Source organism: Variovorax sp. PMC12 (genome assembly GCF_003019815.1).
Lineage (GTDB): Bacteria > Pseudomonadota > Gammaproteobacteria > Burkholderiales > Burkholderiaceae_C > Variovorax.
In genome coordinates, this window is record NZ_CP027773.1 from 3,497,609 (window position 1) to 3,520,895 (window position 23,287).

Genomic DNA, 23,287 nt, shown 5'->3' on the forward strand with positions numbered 1-23,287 from the left:
GTCAGAACGCCTTTTGAACCTGGACGTACAGCCGCGGGCCGCGGCCTCCGCCATCGGTCTGCGGCCGCGGCGTGCCGTCGCGCCATGCCAGGGTCGCATTGATCGAGAAATTGCCCGGCCGCGACCAGCTCAGCCCGATGCCGTAGCCGCGCAGGCTGCGCGAGTTCTCGCCGTCGAACGGCGAGGGGTGACGCTGCAGCCGGCCGCGCGCGGCGTCGTAGAACGCGAAGGGCGTCAGCTCTTCGTTCACCGACCAGCGCCATTCGACGGTGCCGATCAGGCCCTGGTCCACGAGCAGTTCACCCGACGGATAGGCGCGCACCGCGCGCGCGCCGCCGAGCGCGAGCTTCTCGGAGGCATCGAGGTTCTTGCTCGCCCACTGGCCGCCGATGGAGAGGTACAGCGAATGCCGCGGCACGATGGCCTGCAGCCGCGACAGCTGGAAGCTCAGCTTGTTGAAGCCGCCTTCGGTGTGGCGCCCGCCGAAGGCCTGGTCGTCGGCCCGGCCCTGCGGGTCGCGGATGGACAGAGAGCCGTGGTACAGCGTGCCCGAGCTGGCCCAGTAGCCGCCGCCCAGCACGTCGTCGCGCCGCTCCCAGGTCCATCCCACGCCGAAGCCGCGCACGCGCTTCCTGGCGTCGTACTCGAACGCGCGGATTTCGTCGTCGAGGTCCTTGCTGTCGGCGCTCAGGCGCAGGAAGAGGTTCTGCTGGCGCTGCCGGATCAGCGGGTAGTTGAGCGACACGTCGAACACGTTGGCGCGGCCCTGGGCCTCGAGGTCGGAAAACTGCCCGCCCAGGTCGTAGCTCACGCGCGAGAGGCCCACGCCGGCGCGCAACCCGCTGGTGCCGATGGGCGCCTCGTACGAGACGCGGCCGAACTGCAGCGCGTTGCCGTTGGACACCATCACCCGCGCATCGAGGTTGTCGCCGATGCCGAAGGGGCTGAGCCAGCGCACGGTGCCGCCCACGCGGTAGCGGCCCGACTCCTTGGTGCCGTGGTTGTCGCCTTCGGCGGTGAAGGCCCAGCGCGGCGCGGGCGCCACCTCGACGGACAGGTCGGTGGTGCCGGGCTGCGAGCCTTCCTGCAGGCCGGAGGAAACCTTGATGCCGGGCTGGTCGGACAGCAGCAGCATCGCGCGTTCGTAGGCCGGCGCGCTGACGGCTTCGCCGGGCTGAAGCGGCGCGAGGAAGCCGCGCACGCGCGACTCGGCGATGGGCGCGTCGGGCGCGACGACGACGTCGACCTTGCCGAGGCGGCCTTCGATGACGCTGATCTCGACGATGCCGTCGCGCACGGTCTGCACGGGCACCACGGCCTGGGCGAGGAAGTAGCCGCGTTCCTTGTAGCGTGCGGTGATGGCCTTGGCGAGTTCCTCGAGCTCCGAGAGCGTGACCTCGCGCCCGATGTACGGCGAGGTGATGGCCTGCAGCTCTTCGTTGCTGAGTGCCTTGACGCCGTTGAGGCGCAGGTCGTTGAGCCTGAACGACGCGCCTGCAGGCCTGGGCGGTGCGGGCAGGCTTTGCGGTGCGACGGTGGCGGTGGCCGGTGCTTGCGCGAGCGGGCGGTCGCAGGTGCCGCAGGGGTCTTGTGTGGGGAGCAGCGTGTTTGTTTCTTCGGTCTCTGCTGCGTGCGTGCTCTGGGCTGCGATCAGCAATGCCGCGCTGAACAGGGTTGCTGCTGCGAAGGCCGTGGGCGTCAGGGGGTGGCGGGCTTGCATCTCAGTGCTCTGTGCTGCGTTGTGCTGCTGGTGTTTGGGGGCGCGTGCACAGGGCACCGGGTACTCCCCTCCGCGAATGTCCCCCGGGGCTGCGCCCCTCCTCCTTTATTTCGCTGCGGGGAGCACCCGGTACCCTGTGCACTGGACACGCTGCTGGTTCGCAGTTGATCAACGACCGCTCTGTCCAACGATCACGGCGACGGGGTGCCTTGCGCAGCGAAATAAAGGAGGAGGCCGCAGGCCGGGGGACATTCGCGGAGCAAGGCACCCCGTCGCCGTGATCGCGCCCCGAACAAAGAACATCGAACAAGAGCCAAGACTTCATGTCACCCCCCCACCGTAAGACGCCAGTTGCCGATCAGGTTGAACGGTGCCCAGAAGAAGGGATGGGACATCTTGGGGTCCTTCAGCACGGCAAGCTGCCCCGCCTGCATCGCCTTCTGGATGTCGCGGCCCCTGGCCAGCTCGCCATAGAGCGTGCTCATGAGCACCGCCGTGGCATCGTCGGACACCGGCCACAGCGACGCGATCAGGCTCGAGCTGCCGGCCGAGAGAAACGACCGCGTGAAGCCCAGCACCTCGTCGCCTTGCGCGATGCGCCCCAGCCCCGACTCGCAGGCCGACAGCGTGACCAGCGCGGTGCCGTCCATCGGCAGGCCGAGGATCTCGTGCGCCTCCAGGAAATTCTGCTTGCCGCCCTCGTTGGCCAGCAGGATGCGCGAATACAGCGGATCGACCGCGTCGGCCTCCGCGTGCGCGGCCACATGCATCAGCGGCGAGCGCGAGGCCACGTCGCGGAACTGCGTCTTGGTGGCGGCGGCGCCCATGTACACCGTGTTGCGCGGGAAAAGCTGCGCGAGCTGCTTCACCTCCGTTTCGGCGCCGGGCAGGTCGTACTTGTCCTCGATGCGCGGATTGCCGAAGGCGGTGAGCGACGCGTTCACGCGCGGCGTGCGCTGCGCGAGCTGCACCGCGATGCTGATCGACGGCGCCACGGCCACCGGGTGCGTCTCGATGATGTAGCGCCCGTCCAGCCGCAGCGCCTGGAACGGCAGGTAGTGCAGCGGCCCGTGCGGCACCACGATCAGCCTCTGCCCCGGCGCCAGGCCCAGCGGCCCGAGCAGCGCGGCGCCCAGCTTGTCGGCGTTGGTGACGGCGGTGCGGCGGCCGCGCACGATGGAGTTGCGGAAGGTCTCGACCAGCTCGTTGAGTTCGTCGCGCTTCACCGCCACGGTCTTCTCGGTGATGCTGTTCGCGCTCACCACCCACACCACCAGCCGGTCGGGCAGCGAATGGAACTGCACCACGCGCTCGTCGGGCGCCAGCGTGGCCTGCAGCGCCGGCAGGTCGATGGTGTTGGCGGCCTGCTCGTTGATCTTCGCGCGGCCGCGCACCGCGTCGAGCAGCGCGCGCGAACGGCTGTGCTCGCTCACCTCGAAGGCCTGGCGCGCATCGCCCGCGTCGCTGTACACGGCCACGCCGCGCTCGAACACCGTCTGCAGGTCCGAGAACAGGCCCATCTTGAATTCTTCGCTGCGGAACTTCGCGCGCACCTTGTCGACGTCGCCGAGCGCACGGCCCACGGCCTCGGCCGCCGCCTGCTTCTGCCCCAGCGCGAGTTCGCTGCGCGCCACGCCGTCCCAGGCCCAGAGGCGGTAGTACTCCGTGTCGGCGCCCACCTGGCGCGCGGTGAGCGCACGGTAGGCATCGCGCGCCTCGGCCGGCTTGTTCTCGGCCAGCAGCAGGCGCGCGCGGGTGCGGTCGAGCTGCGCGGTGAGCGGCGCGTCCTTGGGCGGGGCCATGGTGCCGATCAGCTCGCGCGCTCGCGCGGTGTCGCCCGCTTCGATCAGCGCGTTGACCAGCGAGGCCTGCACCAGCGGCGCATAGCGCGGCGAGCTGTTGGCCAGCGCCTCGTCATAGCTGAGCACCGCGCCGGAGAAGTCGCCGCGGCGCGTCCGCACGTCGCCGATCACCTTCTGCACCGGGCCCACCACCAGCTTGGGGTCGCGCGCCTGATGGCGCAGCGCCTCGCGCGCGAATTCCTCGGCCTTCTCCAGCTGGCCGGAGTAGCTGTAGACGATGGCCAGGTCGCGGTTGGCCATGGCCATCAGGTTGGGGTCGTTGGTGGCGTTGGCCAGGTGCAGCGCCTTGCTGGCGGCACGCACGCTCTGGCGGAACTCTCCCGCCTCGGCCAGTGCCACGGCCTGGCTGCAATACTGGTAGCCGGAGAGCTTGACGCTGTCCTGCCCGTAGAGCACCGCGCCTTCGCTGGTCAGGGCCAGCAGGGTGTCGGTGTCGGCGAGCCGGGCCTGCTCCATGCGGTCGGCGGCGGCCTCGGCACCGGTCGGCGCCTGCGCGCGTTGCTGCTGTTGCTGCTGCTGCGCCGCCGCCGGGGAACCGATGCCGGAGGCGAGAAGAACGCCCGCAAGACCCAGCGCCACCGCAAGGCCCGCGCGGCCACATGCGGGACGCTCCCATCCCCAACTGGAAAACCAAGCCATTGGACCCCCGCGTCGAGCCCATGCACCCGCTGCAAGCGGGCGGCCGGCGCCTCGGAAGTGGGCGCCGTTCAGGCCTCGGGGCGGAGTCTAGGAGCGGCCACCCGCCGCGCCTATTCGCAATACGGTCTAGCGCAAACGAACTAGGACTGCCGCGGTTCAGGCGGGCACGGCGTCGATGTTCGCCCGGTCCCAATGGCGGTGCTTCGCGATGGCCGCGATGAAGTCGCTCGCCACCTGCGTCGCGGCCGTGGTGTCGCCCATGTTGGTGACGGGCGTCGCCGCCACCACCACGCCGGCCGGCGCGTCGGCCGGCGGCACGTCCGCGCCGATGCCCAGCGAGGACAGCAGCCGCACGCCCTCGCCCACGGTGCAGATCGCCTTGCAGTGCTTGTAGGCCTCGAGCACGAAGTGCACCGCATCGCCGATGCCGCTCATGGCCGCGGCGCTCTCGCTGCCCGCGGGCACCAGCACGGCGTCGAACATCACCGACGGCGTGTTGGCGAAGGTCATGTCGACATCGATCTGCCGCTTCGACGCGCTGGCGACGGTGCCCAGCTTCGGGCCCACCGTCTTGCATTGCGCGCCGGCCTGCTCGAGCGCGTCGCGGATCGGCTTGAGCGAAGCCGAGTCGACACCGTCCGCCACCAGGATCGCGATCTTGCGCGTGCGGATGGAGCCGTCGCCGGTGTCGGCCATGCTGAGCGCGCGCGACTCCTCGATGGGCAGCGTCATGCGGTGTTCGCGAAAGCCCGCGCGGCCTGCCGCCGCCTTGGCATCGGGCTCGCCGATGCCCAGCGGCTCGGCCACGCGGCGCGCGAGCTTCTCGTCCACGTGCGCGAGGTTGTCGACCACTCGCTGGCGGATGGCCGGCACCTCCAGCTTCGACAGCTCGAAGCGGAAGGCCGCGATGATGTGTTCCTTCTCGGCCGCGCTCTGGCTGTTGAAGAACAGGCGCGCCTGCGTGAAGTGATCGTCGAACGAGGCGCTGCGGCGGCGCACCTTCGGCGGATCGATTTCTTCGGGGAACGACTGGAAGCCGTGGCTGCCGCCGTCCACGCGGAACTCGGCGCCGCTGCCCAGCGTGTTGGGCTCGTAGGCCACCTGGCCGCGCGAAATGGTCTGGCGGTGCATGCCGTCGCGCTGCATGTTGTGGAACGGGCACACGGCCTTGTTGATGGGCAGTTCGTGGAAGTTGGCGCCGCCCAGGCGCGAGATCTGCGTGTCGGTGTACGAGAACAGGCGACCCTGCAGCAGCGGGTCGTTGCTGAAGTCGATGCCCGGCACCACGTGACCCGGGTGGAAGGCCACCTGCTCGGTCTCGGCGAAGAAGTTGTCGGGGTTGCGGTTGAGCACCAGCCGCCCGATCTTCTGCACCGGCACCATCTCTTCGGGAATGAGCTTGGTGGGGTCGAGCAGGTCGAAGCCCAGCGAGTGTTCCTTGTCCTGCGGAATCATCTGCACGCCGAGTTCCCATTCGGGGAAGTCGCCGTTCTCGATGGCTTCCCACAGGTCGCGGCGGTGGAAGTCGGCGTCCTTGCCGGCGATCTTCTGTGCCTCGTCCCACACCAGGCCATGGATGCCGAGCTTGGGCTTCCAGTGGAACTTCACGAAGTGGCTCTCGCCGCGGCTGTTGATGAAGCGGAAGGTGTGGACGCCGAAGCCTTCCATCATGCGCAGGCTGCGCGGAATGGCGCGGTCGCTCATGGCCCACATCAGCATGTGGGTGCTCTCAGGCATGAGGGAGGCGAAGTCCCAGAAGGTGTCGTGCGCGCTCGCGGCCTGCGGCATCTCGTGGTGCGGCTCGGGCTTGACGGCGTGGATGAGGTCGGGGAACTTCATCGCGTCCTGGATGAAGAACACCGGGATGTTGTTGCCCACCAGGTCGTAGTTGCCTTCGCGGGTGTAGAACTTGACGGCGAAGCCGCGCACGTCGCGCACCGTGTCGGCGGATCCGCGCGAGCCGGCCACGGTCGAGAAGCGCACGAAAACGGGCGTCTTCTGGTCGGGGTCCTGCAGGAAGTCGGCGCAGGTGAACTGCGACATCGACTTGTAGACCTGGAAGTAGCCGTGCGCCGCGGACCCGCGCGCATGCACCACGCGCTCGGGAATGCGCTCGTGGTCGAAGTGCGTGATCTTCTCGCGCAGGATGAAATCTTCGAGCAGCGTGGGCCCGCGCACACCCGCCTTGAGCGAGTTGTGGTTGTCGGGAATCTGCAGGCCCTGGTTGGTGGTCAGGGTCGGCGGATGCTCGACCGTGAAGCCTTCGAGCTGCTGCTGCTTGGCGCTGCTGCCGTCGCTCGCCTTGGCGGCGCTCGCGCGGCGGCCCGCAGCGGCCTTGTTCTGTGGCGTCATCGGGGATTTGCTGGAATCTTTCATGGGTAGGGCGCTCAGCCCATTTCGTTGTTGTCCAGGAACATGTCGAGCACGTTCACCAGCGCGATCAGGCAAATGCAACCGGCCACCGCGGCGACGGCCCACACAAGAATCTCGTCTCCCCACGCACCGGTGAGCGAGTCGAACAGCGTTGAAAACTCCATGATTCCCTCCGAGGAACTAGTACAGCCATACACACAATGCAGGTTGCTCGCAAGGTTATGTTTGGTGAGCGAAGTAACCCGTAGTGGCCCCCCGCCCCCCTCTGTGGGAGAACAAGCGCGCAGGCGGTAGGAGCGCGCCGACAGCGCATGGCGGCGGCCTACGCCGGGTCGCGCGTCCTGGATGCGTGGCTGTGCAACCCGCGTCGCATAGCATGTGGAACACGTGGCACTCATCGTGCTTGTCATCAGTGCCCGGGCCATTCCAGGGAAGAAAGAACTTCATGCAGATCAGGATCGGTTTCGACATCGAGCTCGGCGTCACCGCCCCCACGGCATTGATCTACATGCTGCAGGTGCATCCGTCGCGCGCCGGCGACTTGCAGGACGGCGAGCACATCACCATCAGCCCGCCACTGGTGACGGACCACTACACGGACAGCTTCGGCAACCAGTGCGCGCGAGTGCACGTGCCCCCGGGCGTGAGCAGCGTGCGGCTGCGCAACCACGCGACGGTGTACGACACCGGCTGGCCCGATGCAGTCGACTTCGGCGCGGTGGAGCACGCGACGGCCGACCTCCCCGTGGAGACGCTGCCCTTCGTGCTGCCCAGCCGCTACTGCGAGGTCGACAGCGAGCTGCTGGCTTTCGCATGGGCCAACTTCTCGAGCGTGACGCCCGGCTGGGCGCGCGTGCAGGCGATCTGCGACTTCGTGCACCGGCACCTGCGCTTCGACTACCAGAACGCGCGCGCCACCCGCACCGCGCTGGAGGGCTACCGCGAACGCACCGGCGTGTGCCGCGACTTCGCGCACCTGGCGATCACGCTGTGCCGCTGCATGAACATTCCCGCGCGCTACGTGACGGGCTACCTGGGCGACATCGGCATTCCGCCGGTGCGCTACCCGATGGACTTCAGCGCCTGGTTCGAGGTGTACCTGGGCAACCGCTGGCACACCTTCGACGCGCGGCACAACACGCCGCGCATCGGGCGCGTGGTGATCGCGCGCGGGCGCGACGCGGCGGACGTTCCGATCACGATGGTGTTCGGAGCGAACACGCTGCAGCGCTTCGAGGTGACGACGGAAGAAGTGCTGCAGTAGGTCTTTGTCTTGCGCCTCCCCACGAAGGGGAGGGAGAAATACCTTACTTGCCGCTGTAGCCCAGCAGCTTCATCGCGGCGGCCAGGCCCTTGCGGCTGCGCTCCATCGCAGCCCACGGCTTGTTGCCGGTAGCGAAGCGTTCGGCCGCGTTGCCGACGTTCCACTGGTCGGCGGCCGTGAGCGTGGGCAGCTCGTCCCACGCCACCGGCACCGACACGCCCAGCCCCGGCCGCGAGCGCGCCGACCACGCGCTCACCGTGGTGGCGCCGAAGCCGTTGCGCAGGTAGTCGACGAACACTTTGCCCACCCGGTTGCGCGGCCCGCTCTTGGCCACGAAGCGCGATGGAATTGTCTCGGCCAGGTGCGCCACCACTGCCTGCGAGAAGCCCTTGACCATGTCCCAGTCGTACTGCCGGCGCAGCGGCACCACCACGTGCAGGCCCTTGCCGCCGCTGGTCTTGAGGAATGAAGGCAGGCCCAGTTCGTCCAGCAGGGTGCGCACCAGAATGGCCGCCTCCTGGATCTGCGGCCACGCGACGCCTTCGCCGGGGTCGAGGTCGAAGGTCATGCGGTCGGGCTTGCCGATGGCGCGCGAGGTGGCGTTCCAGGTGTGCAGCTCGATCACGTTCATCTGCGCCGCGCCCAGCAGCCCGGTCTTGGTGTCGATCTGCAGCAGCGGCTCGTGGCCGGGGTCGAGCGCGGGATCGAGCAGGCGCACGCCGGGGATCTCGCTGTTCTGCAGATGTTTCTGGAAGAACAGCTCGCCGCCCACGCCCTCGGGCGCGCGCACCAGCGACACGGGCCGTCCGCGCAGGTGCGGCAGCATGAGCGTGGCCACGCTGTCGTAGTAGGCCGCGAGCTGGCCCTTGGTGATGCCGCTGTGCTTGTCGATCACGCGGTCGGCATGAGTGATCTTCTGGGCCATGGGGGTGATGTTTCCTTCCTCCGGCTGCTCGCGGCGGATATCGCGCGCGGGCTTGTCGGCGCGCAGGCCCTGGAACACGGCGTGCCGCACGCGGTCTTCGCGCGTCCACTCGCCGAACGAGACCTCGGCCACCAGCGTGGGTTTGACCCACTGTGCCTTGACGCCGCAAGGCTGCGGCGAGAACGGGCAGTCCTCGGTCGCCAGCTTGTCGAGCCGGGCCTTGACGTCGGCAAGGCGCTTCGCGTCGAAGCCGGTGCCGACGTTGCCGCAGTAGCGCAGCCGGCCGGTGGCCTCGTCGTGCACGCCCAGCAGCAGCGCGCCGAAGCCGGCGCGCGAGCCCTTGGGCGCGGTGTAGCCGCCGATCACGAACTCCTGGCGCCGCTGGTTCTTGAGCTTGATCCAGTCGGGCGAACGGCGCGACACGTAAGGCGAGCCCTTGCGCTTGCCGACGATGCCCTCGAAGCCGATGCGCGCGGACGACGCGAGCAGGTCGCCCGGCGCCGCGTCGAAGGCCTCGCTCAGGCGCAGCGGCGCGGGCGGTTTCTTGCCGACGAGCTTTGCAAGCCGCGCGCGGCGTTCCTCGACCGGCATGTCGCGCAGGTCCTCGCCGTCGAGAAAGGGCGCGTCGAACAGCCAGTAGACGATGGCCGACGTCGCGCCGCTGTCGAAAGCGTTCTGCAGTGCCTGGAAGTCGGGCGCGCCGTTCTTGCCTTCCACCGTGATCTCGCCGTCGAGCCATGCCGCGCCGGTGGGCAGCTTCGCGAGCGCCGCGGCGAGCGCGGGCAGCTTGGCGGTCCAGTCGTGGCCGTTGCGGGTGAAGCAGCGGACCTCGCCCTTGTCGATGCGCGCGAGCAGGCGGTAACCGTCGAACTTGAGCTCGTAGAGCCAGTCTTCGCGCGATGCAGGCGGCGACGACGCAAGGGTGGCGAGCTGGGGCTGGAGGCTGGCGGGAAGCGCTGTCTTCTTCACTGCCTTCTTCACTGCCTTCTTCACTGCCTTCTTCACCGCCTTTTTCACCGCCTTCGCGCTTGCCTTCGCAGGCGCCCTGTCCGGTGCCTTCTTCGCCGGCTGCCCCACCTCGTCCACGCCGCGTCCGCTCAGCACGCTCGCCGGCTGCGCTTCGAGCACGTCGTAGTCGGCGAGCGGGCGGGCCTCGGCGTCACGCTCCTTGATGAGCAGCCAGGGCTCGTGCGACTCATCGCCCTTGCCGTGCATGCGCACCAGCGTCCAGTGGCCGTGCAGCTTCTCGCCGCGCAGCTCGAACTTGAGCTTGCCGGCCGCGAGCGACTTGCGCGCGTCGCCCTCGGGCAGCCAGTCGCCGCGGTCCCAGACGATGACGCTGCCCGCGCCGTACTGCTTCGGCGGAATGGTGCCCTCGAATCCGGCGTAGGAGATCGGATGGTCCTCGACGTGCACCGCCATGCGCTTCACGCTCGGGTCGAGGCACGGCCCCTTCGGCACGGCCCAGCTCTTGAGCGTGCCGTCGAGTTCCAGCCTGAAGTCGTAGTGCAGGTGGCTCGCGTGGTGCTTCTGGATCACGAAGGACAGCACGCCCTTGCCCGCCTGGCCGCCGGCCTCAGGCTCGGGCGTGCGCGAGAAGTCGCGCTTGCCGTGGTAGCGCGCCAGTGCCTTGCGCGCCGCCGATGCCGTGGTGCCCATGGCCGCGTGCCTCGTCGATCAGGCCGCGCGGCGGTGGCGCGCCGGCGCCTTGCGCGCGGCCTTGGCGGCGGGCTTGCGCTTCTTCGCGGCGGCCTTGGGCGGCGGCGCGTTTTCTTCCTCGTCGCCTTCCTCATCGCCTTCTTCGCCGGCTGCCGCCTTGGCCGTCTTTGCGCCCTTGCCGCGCAGGCTGCGCTGCAGCAGTTCGGTCAGGTCGATGATCTTCGCGCCGCGTCCCTCGCTGGACTGCGATTCCTCGGGCTCCGGCTGCGTCACCGTCTTGGTCTGGCCGGCCTTCACCTTCTTGTCGACCAGCCGCAGGATCTCGTCCTTGAACTCGTCCTTGAATTCGCCGGGGTCCCAGTCGGTGCTCATGTCCTCGACCAGTTCCTTGGCCATCTTCAGTTCACGCTCGCTCAGGCCGGCTTTCTTCACGTCTTCGGAAGGCAGCGGCAGGTCGGCCCAGGGGCGGATGTCGGCGCCCCAGCGCAGCAGGTTCAGCACGAGCCCGGGGCCCGAGGGCACCAGCACGGCCAGGTGCTGCTTGGTCTGGATGACCACGCGCGCCACGCCCACGCGGCCGCTGCGCTGCAGGGTCTCGCGCAGCAGCGCATAGACCTTGGCGCCGCGGTTGATCGGTGCCACGTAGTAGGGCCGCTCGAGGTAGACGAAAGGAATGCCGTCGGCCGGCACGAAGGTCTCGATCTCGATGGTCTGCGTGGTCTTGGGGTAGGCGTCGGAAATTTCCTTGTCGCTGAGCACCACGTACTCGCCGTCCTCGTACTCGATGCCCTTGACGATCTGCTCGCGCGCGATTTCCTTGCCGGTCTTCTTGTTGATGCGCTTGTAGCCGACCGGGTCCATGGTGCGTTTGTCGAGCCAGTCGAAGTCGATGCCGTGGTCGGTGGTAGCCGAATACAGCGCGACCGGAATGTGGACGAGGCCGAAGCTGATCGCGCCCTTCCACAGGACGCGCGGCGCGGGGGCTTTTTTCGAGACGGGCATGGGCGCACTCCTTCAGCATTGGAATGTGCGCCGCCCGCATGCACGGGCGATGTAGGAGCGCGGCCCCAGCCGCCGTCAGGCCGCGCCGGCCACGCCGGCAACGTCAGCCACAGGCCCCAGCTGCCGCTCGCTGGGGCGCGCAAAGTAGAACCACTCGGCGCCGGGCTGCGCCAGGGCGTTGGGGAACACGATGAAGCCGTCCTCGGGTGCGCTGAGCAGCGTGCCGTCGTGGCGCATGCCGATGGGTTCGCCGCGCGCCACTTCGTCGAAGGTGGCCCAGTCGCGCACGAAGCTGTCGTCCTCGTGCAGGCGGTCGGTCACGCCGGCCAGCCGCAGCAGCCTGGGCGGCTGCGCCGGCCCGGCCGACAGCCCCTGCGGCAGCGCGGCCATGCCCAGCAGCGCGAGCGTGCGGCGGATGGCGCGCCAGGCCACCTCGGGCGCCTGCGGGTCCAGGTGCTGGCCGCATTCGAGCGTGACGCCGTAGCCGCCGCGGCTGCGGATGTATTCGTTGGTGCCGCGGCCGAAATCGAGCGCGGCTTCGTCGGCCGGCGTGCCGCCCGCGCGCTGCGCGAGACCGGCGGCGTAGATGTCGAGCCAGCCTTCCACCACGATCGGCGTGCCGATGTGCAGCGCGAGCTGGCCTTCCTCGAACGAGCGGGCAAAGGGCTCCAGCGTGCCGGTGTTGTCGCGCGGGCCGATCATGGCGAAGGCCTCGCCCTCGCTCTGGAAGGAATGCAGGTCGAGCAGCACCTCGTGGCGCGCGATGAGCGGGGCCAGCACGTTGGTCACGCGGGCTTCGTAGTCCGCCGGGGCCTCGGTGGGGCGGAACAGGCGGTTGAGGTTGCGCTCGCCTTCGCGCTGCAGGCGCCGGCGCGCGAGCGGATTGGCCACCGGCACCAGGGTGAGTTCGCCGCTCAGCAGCCGCAGCGTGCCGGCCTCGAATTCGGCCAGGATGCGCTCGATGCCCAGCGTGCCGGAGACTTCGTCGCCATGCACGCCGCCCAGCACGAGCAGGCGGGGCCCGGGATTCAGCGAGGCGAAGGAATGGATGCGCAGGCTGTCGGTGGCTGCGCCGTCGAATGGATCGGAGGACATCCGGCAATTATTGCGGAGCCCTTTCCCTGTGCGCAAAGGCGCTATTCATTCCATAGCACACCGCCCCCGTGATCGCCTACAGGGGGTGCCTTGCGTGTCCTACCGGGCCGGCGGCGGCATCGGACCACGCTCGTACTTCATCGAAGTGAAGGAGCCCCCCACATGACCAAGAACAGCAAGGCCCAGCCGGCCGCGCCCCAAAAGAACGCGGACGGCGGCAAGACCAAGGTGGCGCAGGAGGGCGAATCGTCTCCGCGCCTGCCGCACGAGCGCGACCAGTCGTCCGACAGCCAGCAGACGCCGGACGGCCGCCCGACCGAAGTGGGCCGCCAGGCCCATGAAGACGTGGAACGCGGCCTGGTCGACACCGACCGCGGCCTGGAGGCCAACCGCGTCTACAAGGACGGGAAGCTCAAGCGCTGACCACGCCGGCCAGCTGCTTGCGCATGTCGCCGATGACGGCGCCGTAGTCCTTGGCGTTGAAGATGGCGCTGCCGGCCACGAAGGTGTCGGCGCCTGCCGAGGCCACGCGCGCGATGTTGTCGACCTTGATGCCGCCGTCCACCTCGAGGCGGATGTCGCGGCCGCTCTGCTCGATGCGCTTGCGCGCCATCTCGATCTTGCGCAGCGCCGAGTCGATGAAGCTCTGGCCGCCGAAGCCGGGGTTCACGCTCATGATGAGGATCAGGTCGATGTCGTCGATGGCCCAGTCGAGCGCTTCCAGGCCCAGCCCCGGGTTGAACACCAGCCCGGCCTTGCAGCCGGCCGCCTTGATGGCCTGGATGCTGCGGTGCATGTGCGGCGAAGCATCGGGGTGGAAGCTGATGTAGTCGGCGCCCGCCTGCGCGAACGAGGCGGCCAGCGCGTCGACCGGATGGATCATCAGGTGCACGTCGATCGGCACCGGGGTGCCGTCGGCGGTCTTGGCGTAGGGCTTGAGCGCCTGGCAGATCATCGGGCCGAAGGTCAGGTTCGGCACGTAGTGGTTGTCCATCACGTCGAAATGGATCCAGTCGGCGCCGGCCGCGATCACGTCGGTCAGTTCTTTGCCGAGTTGCGCGAAGTCGGCGGACAGGATGGAGGGCGCGATGCGGAACGGGGTGCTCATAACCCCTGATTCTCGCAGCCGGCGCAAGTCCGACCAAAGGCCTCCGTTACCATGCGCCCCATGTCACTCAGCCCCTTCAGCGTACAGGTCGAACCGCGCTTCCTGGCCGACCAGTCGTCCGCCAAGGACAACATCTACACCTTTTCCTATACGGTGACGGTCACGAACACCGGTTCGGTGGCCGCCCAGCTGATCGCGCGCCACTGGCTGATCAACGATGCCTCGGGCCATGCGCAGGAGGTCAAGGGCCTCGGCGTGATCGGCCAGCAGCCGCTGCTGGCGCCCGGCGAATCTTTCCGTTACACCAGCGGCTGCCGCCTGCAGGCGCCCAGCGGCACGATGCACGGCAGCTTTTTCGTGGTGACCGAGGAAGGCGAGCGCTTCGACGTTCCCATTCCCATGTTCGTGCTGGAAGCCGACATCGGCGGCGCACCCGTCTCCCGCGTATTGCACTAGGCACGGCGCGCCTCCTCTTTCCCTTCCCCGCCCCCCGACATGGCTGCCGCATCGCGCGACTTGCAGGGGCTGCTTGCCGGCCTCGACCCTACGGCCGATGTGGCGCAGCGCCACATCTGGCTCATCAACATCTTCGACTGGCTGCGCGGCGACCGCGCCTCGCCCCAGGCGGCCATGGGCCGCGTCCAGCTGCTGCTCGACGCCATCGAGGCGCGGCCGGAGCTGCGCGAGCGGCTGCGCGCCTGGTGGCGTGCGTTCACGCAGTCGGTCGACCTGACCACGCTGCTGGCCGACTACGGCTTCGCGCCGCGCACCGCCTTCGCCAGCGAGCTGGGCGAACGGCTGCGCCGCAAGATCCTGCCCGGCACGCCCGAGACCACCGACGCGTCGGACCTGTTCCGCATGGTGCTGCCCGGCGTGTTCGACGCCGGCTGGATCGCGCTGCTCGACGAGACGCAGCTCGCGCGCATCGGCGCGCTGCTGGCCGACGTGGCCATCGACGACGACGGCGCCCCGCGTTGGCGCCACACGGTGATGGACGCCGTGACCTACTGCGCCAGCCAGGTGGTGGCCACCGGCTTCTCGCCCGAGTTGCGGCTGCGCATGAGCCCCGAGCTCGTCGCGGCCCGCCCGTTCCACGCGCTGATGGCCGACCTCGACGGCCTGCGCGAGCAGATGTTCGCGCAGCCGCGCGACGAGGCCGCGCTGCAGGCGGCCTTCGTGGTCTTCCGCGACCGGCTCGACGCCTGCCGCACCGTGACTTCGTCGGTCTACACGCACCTGGAGGACAACGGCATCTCGGTGGGCCTGGTGTTCCGGCTGCGCCAGCTGCGCGAGCGCGTGCTGCGCATCCGCGAGCTGCTCGACTGCCTGATGTCGCCCAGCCCCGCGCCCAGCGTGGCGCGGCTGATCGGACGGCTGGTGCTGGCGGGCGGCGAGCGCAACAGCATCCGCGCGCTGATCGCGTCCAACTCGTCGATGCTGGCCGCCAAGGTGACCGAGCGCAGCGCCGAGACCGGAGAGCACTACATCACCCGCGACCGCGCCAGCTACGCGCAGATGGTGAAGAAGGCCGCGGGCGGCGGCGCGCTCACTTCCATCACGGTGCTGCTGAAGTTCGGCATCTATGCGCTGGGCCTGTCGGCCTTCTGGAGCGGGCTGGCCGCGGGCCTCATGTACGCGGCGAGCTTCGTCGCCATCCAGCTGCTGCACCTGACGCTGGCCACCAAGCAGCCCGCGATGACCGCGCCGGCGCTGGCGGCGCGGCTGCGCGACATCAAGTCGGACGAGGCGGTGGCCCGGTTCGTGGACGAGGTGGCCAACCTGGTGCGCTCCCAGGTGGCGGCGGTGCTGGGCAACGTGCTGGTGGTAGTGCCCGCGATGGCGGCGGTGGCGCTGCTGATACAGCTGGCAACCGGCCGGCCGCTGCTCGACGCGGCGCATGCGGCGGCCACGCTGAATTCGCTGTCGCTGGCCGGCCCGACCGCGCTTTATGCGGCATTCACCGGCATCCTGCTGTTTTCGGCCAGCATCATCGCCGGATGGACAGAAAACGCCTTTGTCCTGCACAGACTCGACTCCGCCATGCGTTACAACCCCCGCATCGGCGCTTTTCTGGGTGCCGCACGGGCTCGCCGCTGGGCCGACTTCATGCGCACGCACATCTCAGGCTTCGCCTCCAACATCTCGCTGGGACTCATGCTCGGACTGCTGCCCGCGTTCGCGGGTTTCTTCGGGCTCGGCGTGGATGTGCGCCACGTGACACTGTCGGCCGGGCAGATTGCTGCGGCCGCGGCGTCCACCGGCCCCGCGGTGCTGCAGCAGCCCGCGCTGTGGTGGGCGGTGGCGGCCATTCCCGTGATCGGCGCGCTCAATGTGAGCGTGAGTTTCTATTTCGCTTTCCGGCTGGCGCTGCGCGCGCACAGCGTGAGCCTGAATGACCGCGCGCGCATCCGCCGCGCGATCTGGGCGCGCTGGCGCAGCCGGCCGGTGAGCTTCTTCCTACCTGCATGAACCTGACGAGCTTCCTCAACGACCTGCTGGGCTTCTGGTCCGAATGGGTGCGCCCCTCGGCCGGCCTTCCCACCGTGCTGTGGTCGCTGCTGCTGGCTGCGGCCGCGGCTTCCGGCCATCTGGTCCAGCGCTACCTGGGCCTGCCCAAGGTGATCGGCTATTCGCTGGTGGGGGCGGTGGTCGGCTTCGCCGGCTTCGAAGGCGCGATCTGGCCGCTGCGCGGCATCAGCCTCTTCCTGCTGGAGCTGGGCGCGGCCGTGGTGCTGTTCGAGGCCGGCGGCCGGCTGCCGCTGCGCTGGTTCCGGCACAACCCGATGGTGCTGGTGCAGAGCCTGCTCGAAGCCACGCTCACCTATTTCGGCGTGTACTGGATCCTGACGCTGCTGGGCCTGCCCGAGCCGGTGGCCAACCCGATCGCGCTGATGGCCATCGTGGCCTCGCCGGCGGTGCTCAGCCGCGTGATCATCGACACCCGCGCCGCCGGCCCGGTGACCGAACGCGCCATGACGCTGTCCACGCTCAACACCTTCTACGCGCTGGCGCTGGGCTATGCGCAGGCCGGGCTGATCGAGCGCGCGCCGCAAACGGTGCTGCAGCAGCTCTATCCGGTGGCCGTGGTGCTGGGCCTGTCGTTCGTGGTGGGCGGCATCATGGCGCTGGCGCTGCGCTCGGCGCTGCGGGTGATGAGCCCGACCAGCGAGAACACGTCGATCCTGCTGCTGGCGATCATCGCGGCGGGCGCGGCCCTCACCGCGCACATCGGCGGCTCGGCGCCGCTGGCGGCGCTGATCGGCGGCGTGCTGCTCAAGACGCTCAACCCCAAGCCCTGGGCCTGGCAGCGCCAGCTTGGCACGGCCGCCTCGCTGCTGACCATGCTGATGTTCGTGCTGGTGTCCATCGTCGCCGCGCAGGCCGACTGGACCCTGCCCGTGGCCAGCGTGGTGCTGGCGGTGATCGGCGTGCGCCTGCTGACCAAGATCGCAGGCGTGGCCATCGCCAACCCCGGAAGCGGCGCAAGCTGGAAGCAGGCCTTCTGGGTCGGCTGCGCGATGTCGCCGCTGTCGTCGATCGCGCTGCTCATCGCCTCCAATTTCGCCACCGCCTCGCCCCTGCTGGGCACCATGATCACGCAGGTGGCCCTGCCCTCGATCCTGCTGATGGAAGTGGTGGGCGCGGTGCTCGCCACCGTGGCCATCCATGCGGTCGGGGAGAGTTCGGTGCCCTGGGCGCCCCAGGCCTTCAGCACCACCGAGGACACGCAGCGATGAGCAGCATCAGCAACAACAACAGCGCGGCCACCCCCGTCGATCCGGACAGCGACGACGTGCGCTCCGCCCCGCTGCCTGCGGACCCGGCGAGCCGCATGGTCAAGCTGGAGCCCTTCAACAAGTCGCAGGCGCTGTCGCTGGGCGTGGAGCTGGAACTTCAGCTCGTGAACACGCATGACTACGACCTCGCGCCGTACGCCGAGGACATGCTGCGGCTGATGGCGCAGACGCCGCTGCCCGGCAGCGTGGTGCCCGAGATGACCTCGAGCATGATCGAGATCTCGACCGACATCTGCCATTCGGCGCAGGACGTGATCACGCAGCTCTCGCCGATCCGCGAGGCGCTGATCCGCAATGCCGACAAGCTCAACATCGCGGTGGTGGGCGGCGGCACGCATGCCTTCCAGCAGTGGCACGAGCGGCGCATCTACGACAAGCCGCGTTTTCGCGAGCTGTCGGAGCTGTACGGCTACCTGAGCAAGCAGTTCACCATCTTCGGCCAGCACGTGCACATCGGCTGCCCCGACGCCGACGCGGCGCTGCTGATGCTGCACCGCATGTCGCGCTACATCCCGCACTTCATCGCGCTGTCGGCGTCTTCGCCCTTCGTGCAGGGGCAGGACACGCAGTTCGACTCGGCGCGGCTGAACTCGGTGTTCGCGTTCCCGCTCTCGGGCCGCGCGCCCTTCACGCTGAGCTGGAAGGAGTTCGAGGCGTATTTCGAGCGCATGACCCGCACCGGCGTCGTGCGCAGCATGAAAGACTTCTACTGGGACATCCGCCCCAAGCCCGAGTTCGGCACCATCGAGATCCGCGTGTTCGACACGCCGCTCACCGTGGAGCGCGCCGCCGCGCTCGCGGGCTACGTGCAGTCATTGGCCGCTTGGTTCCTGCAGGAGCAGCCCTTCGAGCCGACCGAGGACGACTATCTCGTCTACACCTACAACCGCTTCCAGGCCTGCCGCTTCGGCCTGGACGCGGTCTACGTCGACCCCGCCAGCGGCCAGCACATGCCGCTGCGCGACCACATCCTGATGACGATGACGCAGCTCGAGTGGCACAGCGAGGCGCTCAACGCCACGCAGGCGCTGGGCGAACTGCGCACCAGCGTGGAGGCCAACCGCAACGACGCGCGGTGGCTGCGCGAGAAGCAGGGAAAAGAACGGCTGCTGGCGGAGGTGGTGCGGCAGGCGGCGCTGCGGTTCCGGGGCGAAGCCTGAGGCCGCCCGCGGCGCACCCCTTATGCTCGCCGCATGGGTGAATTCGACCTGATCACACGCTACTTCAAGCGCCCCGCCACGCGCTCTCCGCTGGGCGTGGGCGACGACTGCGCCTTGCTCGCGCCCGCGGCGGGCATGCAGCTCGCGGTGTCCTCCGACATGCTGGTCGAAGGCCGGCACTTTCTCTCGACCGTCGATCCGGCGCGGCTCGGCCACAAGGCGCTGGCGGTGAACCTCAGCGACCTTGCCGCCTGCGGCGCGAAGCCGCTGGCCTTCACGCTGGCGCTGGCGCTGCCCGGCGTCGACGAGCCCTGGCTCGAAGGCTTCTCGCGCGGCCTGTTCGCGCTGGCCGATGCGCACGGCTGCGAACTGGTGGGCGGCGACACCACGCGCGGCCCGCTCAACATCTGCATCACGGTTTTCGGCGAAGTGCCGGCCGGCGCGGCGCTGCTGCGCTCCGGCGCGCGCGCGGGCGACGACATCTGGGTCAGCGGCACGCTGGGCGATGCGCGCCTGGCGCTCGAGGTGTTCCGCGGCACGGTGTCGCTGCCGGCAGAGGCGTTCGAGTCGGCGCGCGCGCGCATGGAGCAGCCCACGCCGCGCGTGGCGCTGGGGCAGGCGCTGCGCGGCATCGCGTCCTCGGCGGTGGACGTGAGCGACGGGCTGATCGGCGACCTGGGCCACATCCTGGCTTCGAGCAAGGTGGGCGCGACGCTGGACGCCGATGCGGCCACCGGCCTGATCGCCGCCCAGGCGCCGGGCCTGGGCACAGCCGTCCTGCGCACCTGCGCGCTCTCCGGCGGCGACGACTACGAACTGGTCTTCACCGCGCCGCCTTCAGCACGCGCGGCGGTCGAGCAGGCCGGCCTCGACAGCGCGACGCCCGTGTCGCGCATCGGCCGCGTCGAGCCTGACGCGGGGCTGCGCATCGTCGATGCGGCCGGCGCGCCGGTGCCGCAGCGCTTCGGCTCCTTCGATCATTTCATCTAGCGCCTGGCGGCAACCGCGCGCCAGGCCAGCCATACGGCCAGCGCCGGGGCGAACGCGAAGCTCGCGAACAGCCAGGCCGCCGCCGAGCGCGCGCCTTCCACGCCGCCCGGGGTGGTGAGCCCCGCCGCATTCGCCACCAGGCCCGCCACCGCGGCGCCCACGGCCATGCCGTAGAGCTGCACCGTGGTGATCGAGGCCGAGGCCAGGCCTTCCTCGCCCTTGGGCGCGAGCGACATCACGCGCGTCAGCAGGTGCGGCCAGCCGATGCCCACGCCAAGCCCCACGGCCGCCAAAGCAAGCGCGACGACCAGCGTCTCCACGCCCGCGCCGAACACGCCCGGCGACGGCAGCAGCCACGCCAGCGCCGCCAGCCCCAGGGTGCAGATCACCGGCCCGGCGCGCAGCATGCGGTCGGCGCCGGCGCCGCTGCGGCCCGAGGACAGCAGCGAGCCCACGCTCCAGCCGCCGGCCATCGCCGCCGTGAGGTAGCCCGCCGCAAGCGGCGTATGGCCGTGCAGCAGCTGCAGGAAGTACGGCACGAAGATCTCGGTGGTGGTGCCGATCAGCAGCAGCGCCACGCTCGCATAGATGGCGCCGAGCGGCGCGCGCATCGAGTAGGCGCCGCTCGGCAGCACCCGCACCGCAGCGCTGCGGTCGATGCGCGTGGCAACAAAGCCGACGGCCAGGCCCACCAGCACGCCGACGGCCTGCCAGAGCAGGTCGGACAGCAGGCCGCTGGCCGCGATCACCAGCACCGAGGTGGCGAGCAGCCCGATCTGCGGGCCCGGCACGCGCGGCATGGCGGCGGGCCGCGTGTGCGTCACGCCGGCCGAGGGCCGCAGCTGCACCAGCACCAGCACCGCCTGCGCGGCCGCCACCGGCAGCAGGAACCAGAAGGCCCAGCGCCAGTGCCCGGCCTGCGCGAACAGCCCGCCCACGGCCGGCCCGCACAACGTGGCGACGCCCCACATGCCCGACACCAGCGCCACCGCGCGCGGCCAAAGCCGCTGCTCGAACACCAGCTGGATCAGCCCGTAGCTCAGCGCCGCGAGCAGCCCGCCGCCGAGCCCCTGCACCGTGCGGCCCGCGAGCATCCACGGCATGGCCGGCGCCAGCGCACAGCCGATGGAGCCGGCACTGAACACCGCCAGCGCCGCCAGGCATGCACCGCGCGGGCCGAGCACCGCCAGCAGCCGCACCGACAGCGTGGCGCCCAGGATCGAGCCGACCACGAAGAGCGTGGTGCTCGAGGCGTACCAGTCGAGCCCGCCGATCTCGCGCACCACCGAGGGCAGCACGGTGGTCACGATGTGGACGTTGATGGCATGCAGCGCGACACCGCCGGTCAGCGCGAGCGCGCGCCAGCCGTTGCGGCCGCTGAAGAGTTCGCCCCAACCGGCAGTGGGGGGCGCGGGCCGCAGGGCGGCGGAAGAAGAAGACATGACAAGGATGCGGAGGACTTGGAGAAGCCTGGATGGTAGGCCGCACGCACCAATTAAACAAGCTATTGCTTTGATAAATAAGGCGACTGCTGCACAAGCCGCCGAACAGGCCGCGCCGCAGATGCGCGACACTCCTGCCCCTGATGCAAGCTGCTTCTTCTTCCTCCTCCTCCACCACTTCGCCCATCGACGCCTCCCCGTCCGGCGCCATGCCCCTGCCCTCCATGCGACGCGCCACGCTGCGCTTCATGCTTTCCCACCCCGCGCACTTCATCGCGCTGGGCTTCGGCTCGGGCCTGCCGCGCTTCGCGCCCGGCACCGTGGGCACGCTGTGGGCCTGGGCGGCCTTCGCGGTGATGCAGTTGTGGTTCACGCCCGCGACCATCGGCTGGATCATCCTGGCGTCGCTGCCGGTGGGCTGGTGGGCCTGCACCGTCACCGCGCGCGACATGAACGTGGCCGACCCCGGCGCCGTGGTGTGGGACGAGGTGGTCGCCTTCTGGATCGTGCTCTGGCTGGTGACGCCGGCCGGGCTGCTGGCGCAGGCCGTGGCCTTCGCGCTGTTCCGCTATTTCGACGCCGCCAAGCCTGGCCCGGTGGCCTGGGCCGATGCGCTGTTCAAGCAGCGCGACGCGGCACAGGTGCGCTGGTGGCACGCGGGCTTCGGCATCATCCTCGACGACCTGGTGGCGGCCTTCTGCACGCTGCTGGTCATTGCGCTGTGGCGCGCCTGGTGAACATGGTGAAAGCGATGGATTCTTCTTCGACCACGACGACGACGACAAAAACCGCCGAGGCGACGACAACGCTCGCGGACCTCGACACGCCCGCGCTGGTCGTGGCCGTGGCCGGCCTGCTGCAGAAGAAGGGCTGGATGCTGGCCACCGCCGAGAGCTGCACGGGCGGGCTCATAGGCGCGGCCTGCACCGAGCTCGCGGGCTCCAGCGCATGGTTCGAGCGCGGCTTCATCACGTATTCGAACGAAGCCAAGACCGAGATCCTGGGCGTGGACGCGGCGCTGATCGCGGCCAACGGCGCGGTCAGCGAGCCCGTGGCGCGCGCCATGGCCGTGGGCGCCATCGCCCGCTCGGCACCATCGCGCGTGGCGCTGGCCGTGACCGGCGTGGCGGGCCCGACCGGCGGCACGCCCGACAAGCCGGTGGGCACCGTGTGGTTCGGCTGGTCGGTCGACGGCCAGGTGCGCACCGAGCGCCGCCGCTTCGACGGCGACCGCGCCACGGTGCGCGCGGCCACGGTGCACTACGCGCTGCAGACGCTGGTCGAGCTGCTCTCGGCCCGATAGGACAAGACGCGACCGGACACACCAGGAGAGACAGAGCCCATGACCGCAGTGACCAACGCCCAGACCATCGAGCGCTTCTACAGCGCATTCGCCAAGCTCGACGCGCCGACCATGGAGGCCTGCTACGCGCCCGATGCCGAATTCGACGACGAGGCCTTCTCGCTGCGCGGGCGGCGCCAGGTCGGCGGCATGTGGCGCATGCTGGCGAGCGCCACGCAGGCCAAGGGCGCCGACGTGTGGCGCCTGACCTGGCGCGACGTGCAGGCCGACGAGCGCACCGGCGGCGCCCACTGGGACGCGCACTACCGCTTCAGCGCCACCGGGCGCATCGTCGACAACAGCGTCGACGCGCGCTTCACCTTCACGCCCGAAGGCCTGATCGCCACGCACCACGACAGCTTTGCGTTCTGGACCTGGTCGCGCCAGGCGCTCGGCGCGCCGGGCCTGCTGCTGGGCTGGACGCCGATGCTGCGCAAGAAGGTGCGCGCCACCGCCGCCGCCAATCTCGCAACCTACCTCGCACGCCAACCATGACCCACAACGCCACCGCCCTCGTCTTCACCAACAACGAAGCGCAGCACCGCTACGAGGCCGCGCTCGACGGCAAGCTCGCGGCCTATGCCGAATACAACCTGCTGACCGACGCCATCATGTTCACCCACACCGAAGTGCTGCCCGAGCATGAAGGCAAGGGCGTGGGCTCCGGCATCGCCAGGCACGTGCTCGACGAGGCCCGCGCCAAGGGGCTGCACGTGATTCCGGTGTGCCAGTTCATCGCGGGCTACATCCGCAAGCACCGCGAGTACGCCGACCTGGTGCGGCCGGACATCCAGCGCGCATTCAAGATCTGAACCGGGCTCGCCCCCAGGCTGCGCGCACTTCGCGTCGCTTCGCCAACCCCCTGCCGGGGCGACACCTGCGGCCCGGCGAAGCCGGTTCCGCGGTGTT

General features: G+C 69.7%; 20 protein-coding genes. 11 read left to right on the forward strand and 9 right to left on the reverse strand.

Features of this window, described 5'->3' with window-relative positions; genetic code table 11:
* Position 1: 1 nt before the first annotated feature.
* The 4 genes from C4F17_RS16190 to C4F17_RS33140 form a co-directional block, all read right to left on the reverse strand.
* The gene (locus C4F17_RS16190) at positions 2-1,720 is read right to left on the reverse strand and encodes a ShlB/FhaC/HecB family hemolysin secretion/activation protein (protein ID WP_106935925.1); all 1,719 of its coding nucleotides are present in this window, start codon (positions 1,718-1,720) and stop codon (positions 2-4) included.
* Between the two features lie 326 nt (positions 1,721-2,046).
* A complete protein-coding gene (locus tag C4F17_RS16195) occupies positions 2,047-4,221 on the reverse strand; it encodes a CHAT domain-containing protein (protein ID WP_106935926.1) in 2,175 nt (724 codons plus the stop codon).
* Positions 4,222-4,377: 156 nt separating this feature from the next.
* On the reverse strand, positions 4,378-6,573 hold the full coding sequence (gene katE / locus C4F17_RS16200; protein WP_234382127.1) for a catalase HPII: 2,196 nt from the start codon (positions 6,571-6,573) through the stop codon (positions 4,378-4,380).
* A gap of 35 nt (positions 6,574-6,608) precedes the next feature.
* Positions 6,609-6,758: a hypothetical protein gene (locus C4F17_RS33140; protein WP_172839840.1), complete on the reverse strand. Its 150-nt coding sequence runs from the start codon at positions 6,756-6,758 to the stop codon at positions 6,609-6,611.
* Between the two features lie 281 nt (positions 6,759-7,039).
* On the opposite strand from C4F17_RS33140, the gene C4F17_RS16205 reads away from it, so the two are divergent.
* Entirely contained in the window at positions 7,040-7,858 is an 819-nt protein-coding gene (locus tag C4F17_RS16205; RefSeq protein ID WP_081267848.1) for a transglutaminase-like domain-containing protein, read from the forward strand.
* Positions 7,859-7,901: 43 nt separating this feature from the next.
* Here C4F17_RS16205 and ligD read toward each other — a convergent pair whose 3' ends face one another.
* The 3 genes from ligD to C4F17_RS16220 all read right to left on the reverse strand — a co-directional run bounded on the left by ligD (position 7,902) and on the right by C4F17_RS16220 (position 12,539).
* Positions 7,902-10,442, reverse strand: a complete 2,541-nt coding sequence (gene ligD / locus C4F17_RS16210; RefSeq protein ID WP_106935927.1) for a DNA ligase D — start codon at positions 10,440-10,442, stop codon at positions 7,902-7,904.
* Positions 10,443-10,460: 18 nt separating this feature from the next.
* On the reverse strand, positions 10,461-11,444 hold the full coding sequence (gene ku, locus C4F17_RS16215) for a non-homologous end joining protein Ku (RefSeq protein ID WP_106935928.1): 984 nt from the start codon (positions 11,442-11,444) through the stop codon (positions 10,461-10,463).
* A gap of 75 nt (positions 11,445-11,519) precedes the next feature.
* Positions 11,520-12,539 (reverse strand): succinylglutamate desuccinylase/aspartoacylase family protein, encoded by a 1,020-nt coding sequence (locus C4F17_RS16220; protein WP_106935929.1) that lies wholly within the window; start codon positions 12,537-12,539, stop codon positions 11,520-11,522.
* A 162-nt stretch (positions 12,540-12,701) separates the two neighbouring features.
* Here C4F17_RS16220 and C4F17_RS16225 point away from each other — a divergent pair, with 162 nt between their 5' ends.
* Positions 12,702-12,962, forward strand: coding sequence for a hypothetical protein (locus tag C4F17_RS16225; RefSeq protein WP_081267844.1), 261 nt, complete (start codon positions 12,702-12,704; stop codon positions 12,960-12,962).
* On the opposite strand, the gene rpe is transcribed toward C4F17_RS16225, so the two are convergent.
* On the reverse strand, positions 12,952-13,647 hold the full coding sequence (gene rpe, locus C4F17_RS16230; protein WP_106935930.1) for a ribulose-phosphate 3-epimerase: 696 nt from the start codon (positions 13,645-13,647) through the stop codon (positions 12,952-12,954). The two genes, C4F17_RS16225 and rpe, sit on opposite strands and share 11 nt — an antisense overlap.
* Positions 13,648-13,707: 60 nt before the next feature.
* On the opposite strand from rpe, the gene apaG reads away from it, so the two are divergent.
* The 5 genes from apaG (at position 13,708) to thiL (ending at position 19,594) form a co-directional block, all read left to right on the forward strand.
* A complete protein-coding gene (gene apaG / locus C4F17_RS16235; protein WP_081267842.1) occupies positions 13,708-14,103 on the forward strand; it encodes a Co2+/Mg2+ efflux protein ApaG in 396 nt (131 codons plus the stop codon).
* A gap of 39 nt (positions 14,104-14,142) precedes the next feature.
* Positions 14,143-16,116, forward strand: a complete 1,974-nt coding sequence (locus tag C4F17_RS16240) for a site-specific recombinase (protein ID WP_106935931.1) — start codon at positions 14,143-14,145, stop codon at positions 16,114-16,116.
* A complete protein-coding gene (locus C4F17_RS16245; protein WP_081267840.1) occupies positions 16,113-17,384 on the forward strand; it encodes a cation:proton antiporter in 1,272 nt (423 codons plus the stop codon). The genes C4F17_RS16240 and C4F17_RS16245 overlap by 4 nt, the downstream gene beginning before the upstream one ends.
* Positions 17,385-17,479: 95 nt before the next feature.
* Positions 17,480-18,604 (forward strand): YbdK family carboxylate-amine ligase, encoded by a 1,125-nt coding sequence (locus C4F17_RS16250; protein ID WP_159053750.1) that lies wholly within the window; start codon positions 17,480-17,482, stop codon positions 18,602-18,604.
* Between the two features lie 33 nt (positions 18,605-18,637).
* Positions 18,638-19,594, forward strand: coding sequence for a thiamine-phosphate kinase (gene thiL, locus C4F17_RS16255; RefSeq protein ID WP_106935933.1), 957 nt, complete (start codon positions 18,638-18,640; stop codon positions 19,592-19,594).
* On the opposite strand, the gene C4F17_RS16260 is transcribed toward thiL, so the two are convergent.
* Positions 19,591-21,036 (reverse strand): MFS transporter, encoded by a 1,446-nt coding sequence (locus C4F17_RS16260; RefSeq protein WP_106935934.1) that lies wholly within the window; start codon positions 21,034-21,036, stop codon positions 19,591-19,593. The genes thiL and C4F17_RS16260 overlap by 4 nt on opposite strands.
* Positions 21,037-21,179: 143 nt before the next feature.
* On the opposite strand from C4F17_RS16260, the gene C4F17_RS16265 reads away from it, so the two are divergent.
* The 4 genes from C4F17_RS16265 to C4F17_RS16280 are packed head-to-tail and all read left to right on the forward strand — an operon-like array spanning position 21,180 to position 23,190.
* Positions 21,180-21,773 carry a phosphatidylglycerophosphatase A family protein gene (locus tag C4F17_RS16265; RefSeq protein WP_442805191.1) on the forward strand — a complete coding sequence of 198 codons (594 nt, stop codon included), beginning with the start codon at positions 21,180-21,182 and terminating at the stop codon, positions 21,771-21,773.
* Between the two features lie 14 nt (positions 21,774-21,787).
* Positions 21,788-22,339 carry a CinA family protein gene (locus C4F17_RS16270; RefSeq protein WP_106937584.1) on the forward strand — a complete coding sequence of 184 codons (552 nt, stop codon included), beginning with the start codon at positions 21,788-21,790 and terminating at the stop codon, positions 22,337-22,339.
* A 39-nt stretch (positions 22,340-22,378) separates the two neighbouring features.
* Complete coding sequence (locus C4F17_RS16275) at positions 22,379-22,873, forward strand: nuclear transport factor 2 family protein (RefSeq protein WP_081267835.1); 495 nt, start codon at positions 22,379-22,381, stop codon at positions 22,871-22,873.
* A complete protein-coding gene (locus tag C4F17_RS16280; protein ID WP_106935935.1) occupies positions 22,870-23,190 on the forward strand; it encodes a GNAT family N-acetyltransferase in 321 nt (106 codons plus the stop codon). The genes C4F17_RS16275 and C4F17_RS16280 overlap by 4 nt, the downstream gene beginning before the upstream one ends.
* The last annotated feature ends 97 nt before the right edge of the window (positions 23,191-23,287 follow it).

What these genes read in the sequence shown, in the direction of transcription:
- C4F17_RS16190 (WP_106935925.1), bottom strand. Translation starts at nt 1,720, where the DNA reads ATGCAAGCCCGCCACCCCCTGACGCCCACGGCCTTCGCAGCAGCAACC.
- C4F17_RS16195 (WP_106935926.1), bottom strand. Translation starts at nt 4,221, where the DNA reads ATGGCTTGGTTTTCCAGTTGGGGATGGGAGCGTCCCGCATGTGGCCGC.
- katE (WP_234382127.1), bottom strand. Translation starts at nt 6,573, where the DNA reads ATGACGCCACAGAACAAGGCCGCTGCGGGCCGCCGCGCGAGCGCCGCC.
- C4F17_RS33140 (WP_172839840.1), bottom strand. Translation starts at nt 6,758, where the DNA reads ATGGAGTTTTCAACGCTGTTCGACTCGCTCACCGGTGCGTGGGGAGAC.
- C4F17_RS16205 (WP_081267848.1), top strand. Translation starts at nt 7,040, where the DNA reads ATGCAGATCAGGATCGGTTTCGACATCGAGCTCGGCGTCACCGCCCCC.
- ligD (WP_106935927.1), bottom strand. Translation starts at nt 10,442, where the DNA reads ATGGGCACCACGGCATCGGCGGCGCGCAAGGCACTGGCGCGCTACCAC.
- ku (WP_106935928.1), bottom strand. Translation starts at nt 11,444, where the DNA reads ATGCCCGTCTCGAAAAAAGCCCCCGCGCCGCGCGTCCTGTGGAAGGGC.
- C4F17_RS16220 (WP_106935929.1), bottom strand. Translation starts at nt 12,539, where the DNA reads ATGTCCTCCGATCCATTCGACGGCGCAGCCACCGACAGCCTGCGCATC.
- C4F17_RS16225 (WP_081267844.1), top strand. Translation starts at nt 12,702, where the DNA reads ATGACCAAGAACAGCAAGGCCCAGCCGGCCGCGCCCCAAAAGAACGCG.
- rpe (WP_106935930.1), bottom strand. Translation starts at nt 13,647, where the DNA reads ATGAGCACCCCGTTCCGCATCGCGCCCTCCATCCTGTCCGCCGACTTC.
- apaG (WP_081267842.1), top strand. Translation starts at nt 13,708, where the DNA reads ATGTCACTCAGCCCCTTCAGCGTACAGGTCGAACCGCGCTTCCTGGCC.
- C4F17_RS16240 (WP_106935931.1), top strand. Translation starts at nt 14,143, where the DNA reads ATGGCTGCCGCATCGCGCGACTTGCAGGGGCTGCTTGCCGGCCTCGAC.
- C4F17_RS16245 (WP_081267840.1), top strand. Translation starts at nt 16,113, where the DNA reads ATGAACCTGACGAGCTTCCTCAACGACCTGCTGGGCTTCTGGTCCGAA.
- C4F17_RS16250 (WP_159053750.1), top strand. Translation starts at nt 17,480, where the DNA reads ATGGTCAAGCTGGAGCCCTTCAACAAGTCGCAGGCGCTGTCGCTGGGC.
- thiL (WP_106935933.1), top strand. Translation starts at nt 18,638, where the DNA reads ATGGGTGAATTCGACCTGATCACACGCTACTTCAAGCGCCCCGCCACG.
- C4F17_RS16260 (WP_106935934.1), bottom strand. Translation starts at nt 21,036, where the DNA reads ATGTCTTCTTCTTCCGCCGCCCTGCGGCCCGCGCCCCCCACTGCCGGT.
- C4F17_RS16265 (WP_442805191.1), top strand. Translation starts at nt 21,180, where the DNA reads ATGCAAGCTGCTTCTTCTTCCTCCTCCTCCACCACTTCGCCCATCGAC.
- C4F17_RS16270 (WP_106937584.1), top strand. Translation starts at nt 21,788, where the DNA reads ATGGATTCTTCTTCGACCACGACGACGACGACAAAAACCGCCGAGGCG.
- C4F17_RS16275 (WP_081267835.1), top strand. Translation starts at nt 22,379, where the DNA reads ATGACCGCAGTGACCAACGCCCAGACCATCGAGCGCTTCTACAGCGCA.
- C4F17_RS16280 (WP_106935935.1), top strand. Translation starts at nt 22,870, where the DNA reads ATGACCCACAACGCCACCGCCCTCGTCTTCACCAACAACGAAGCGCAG.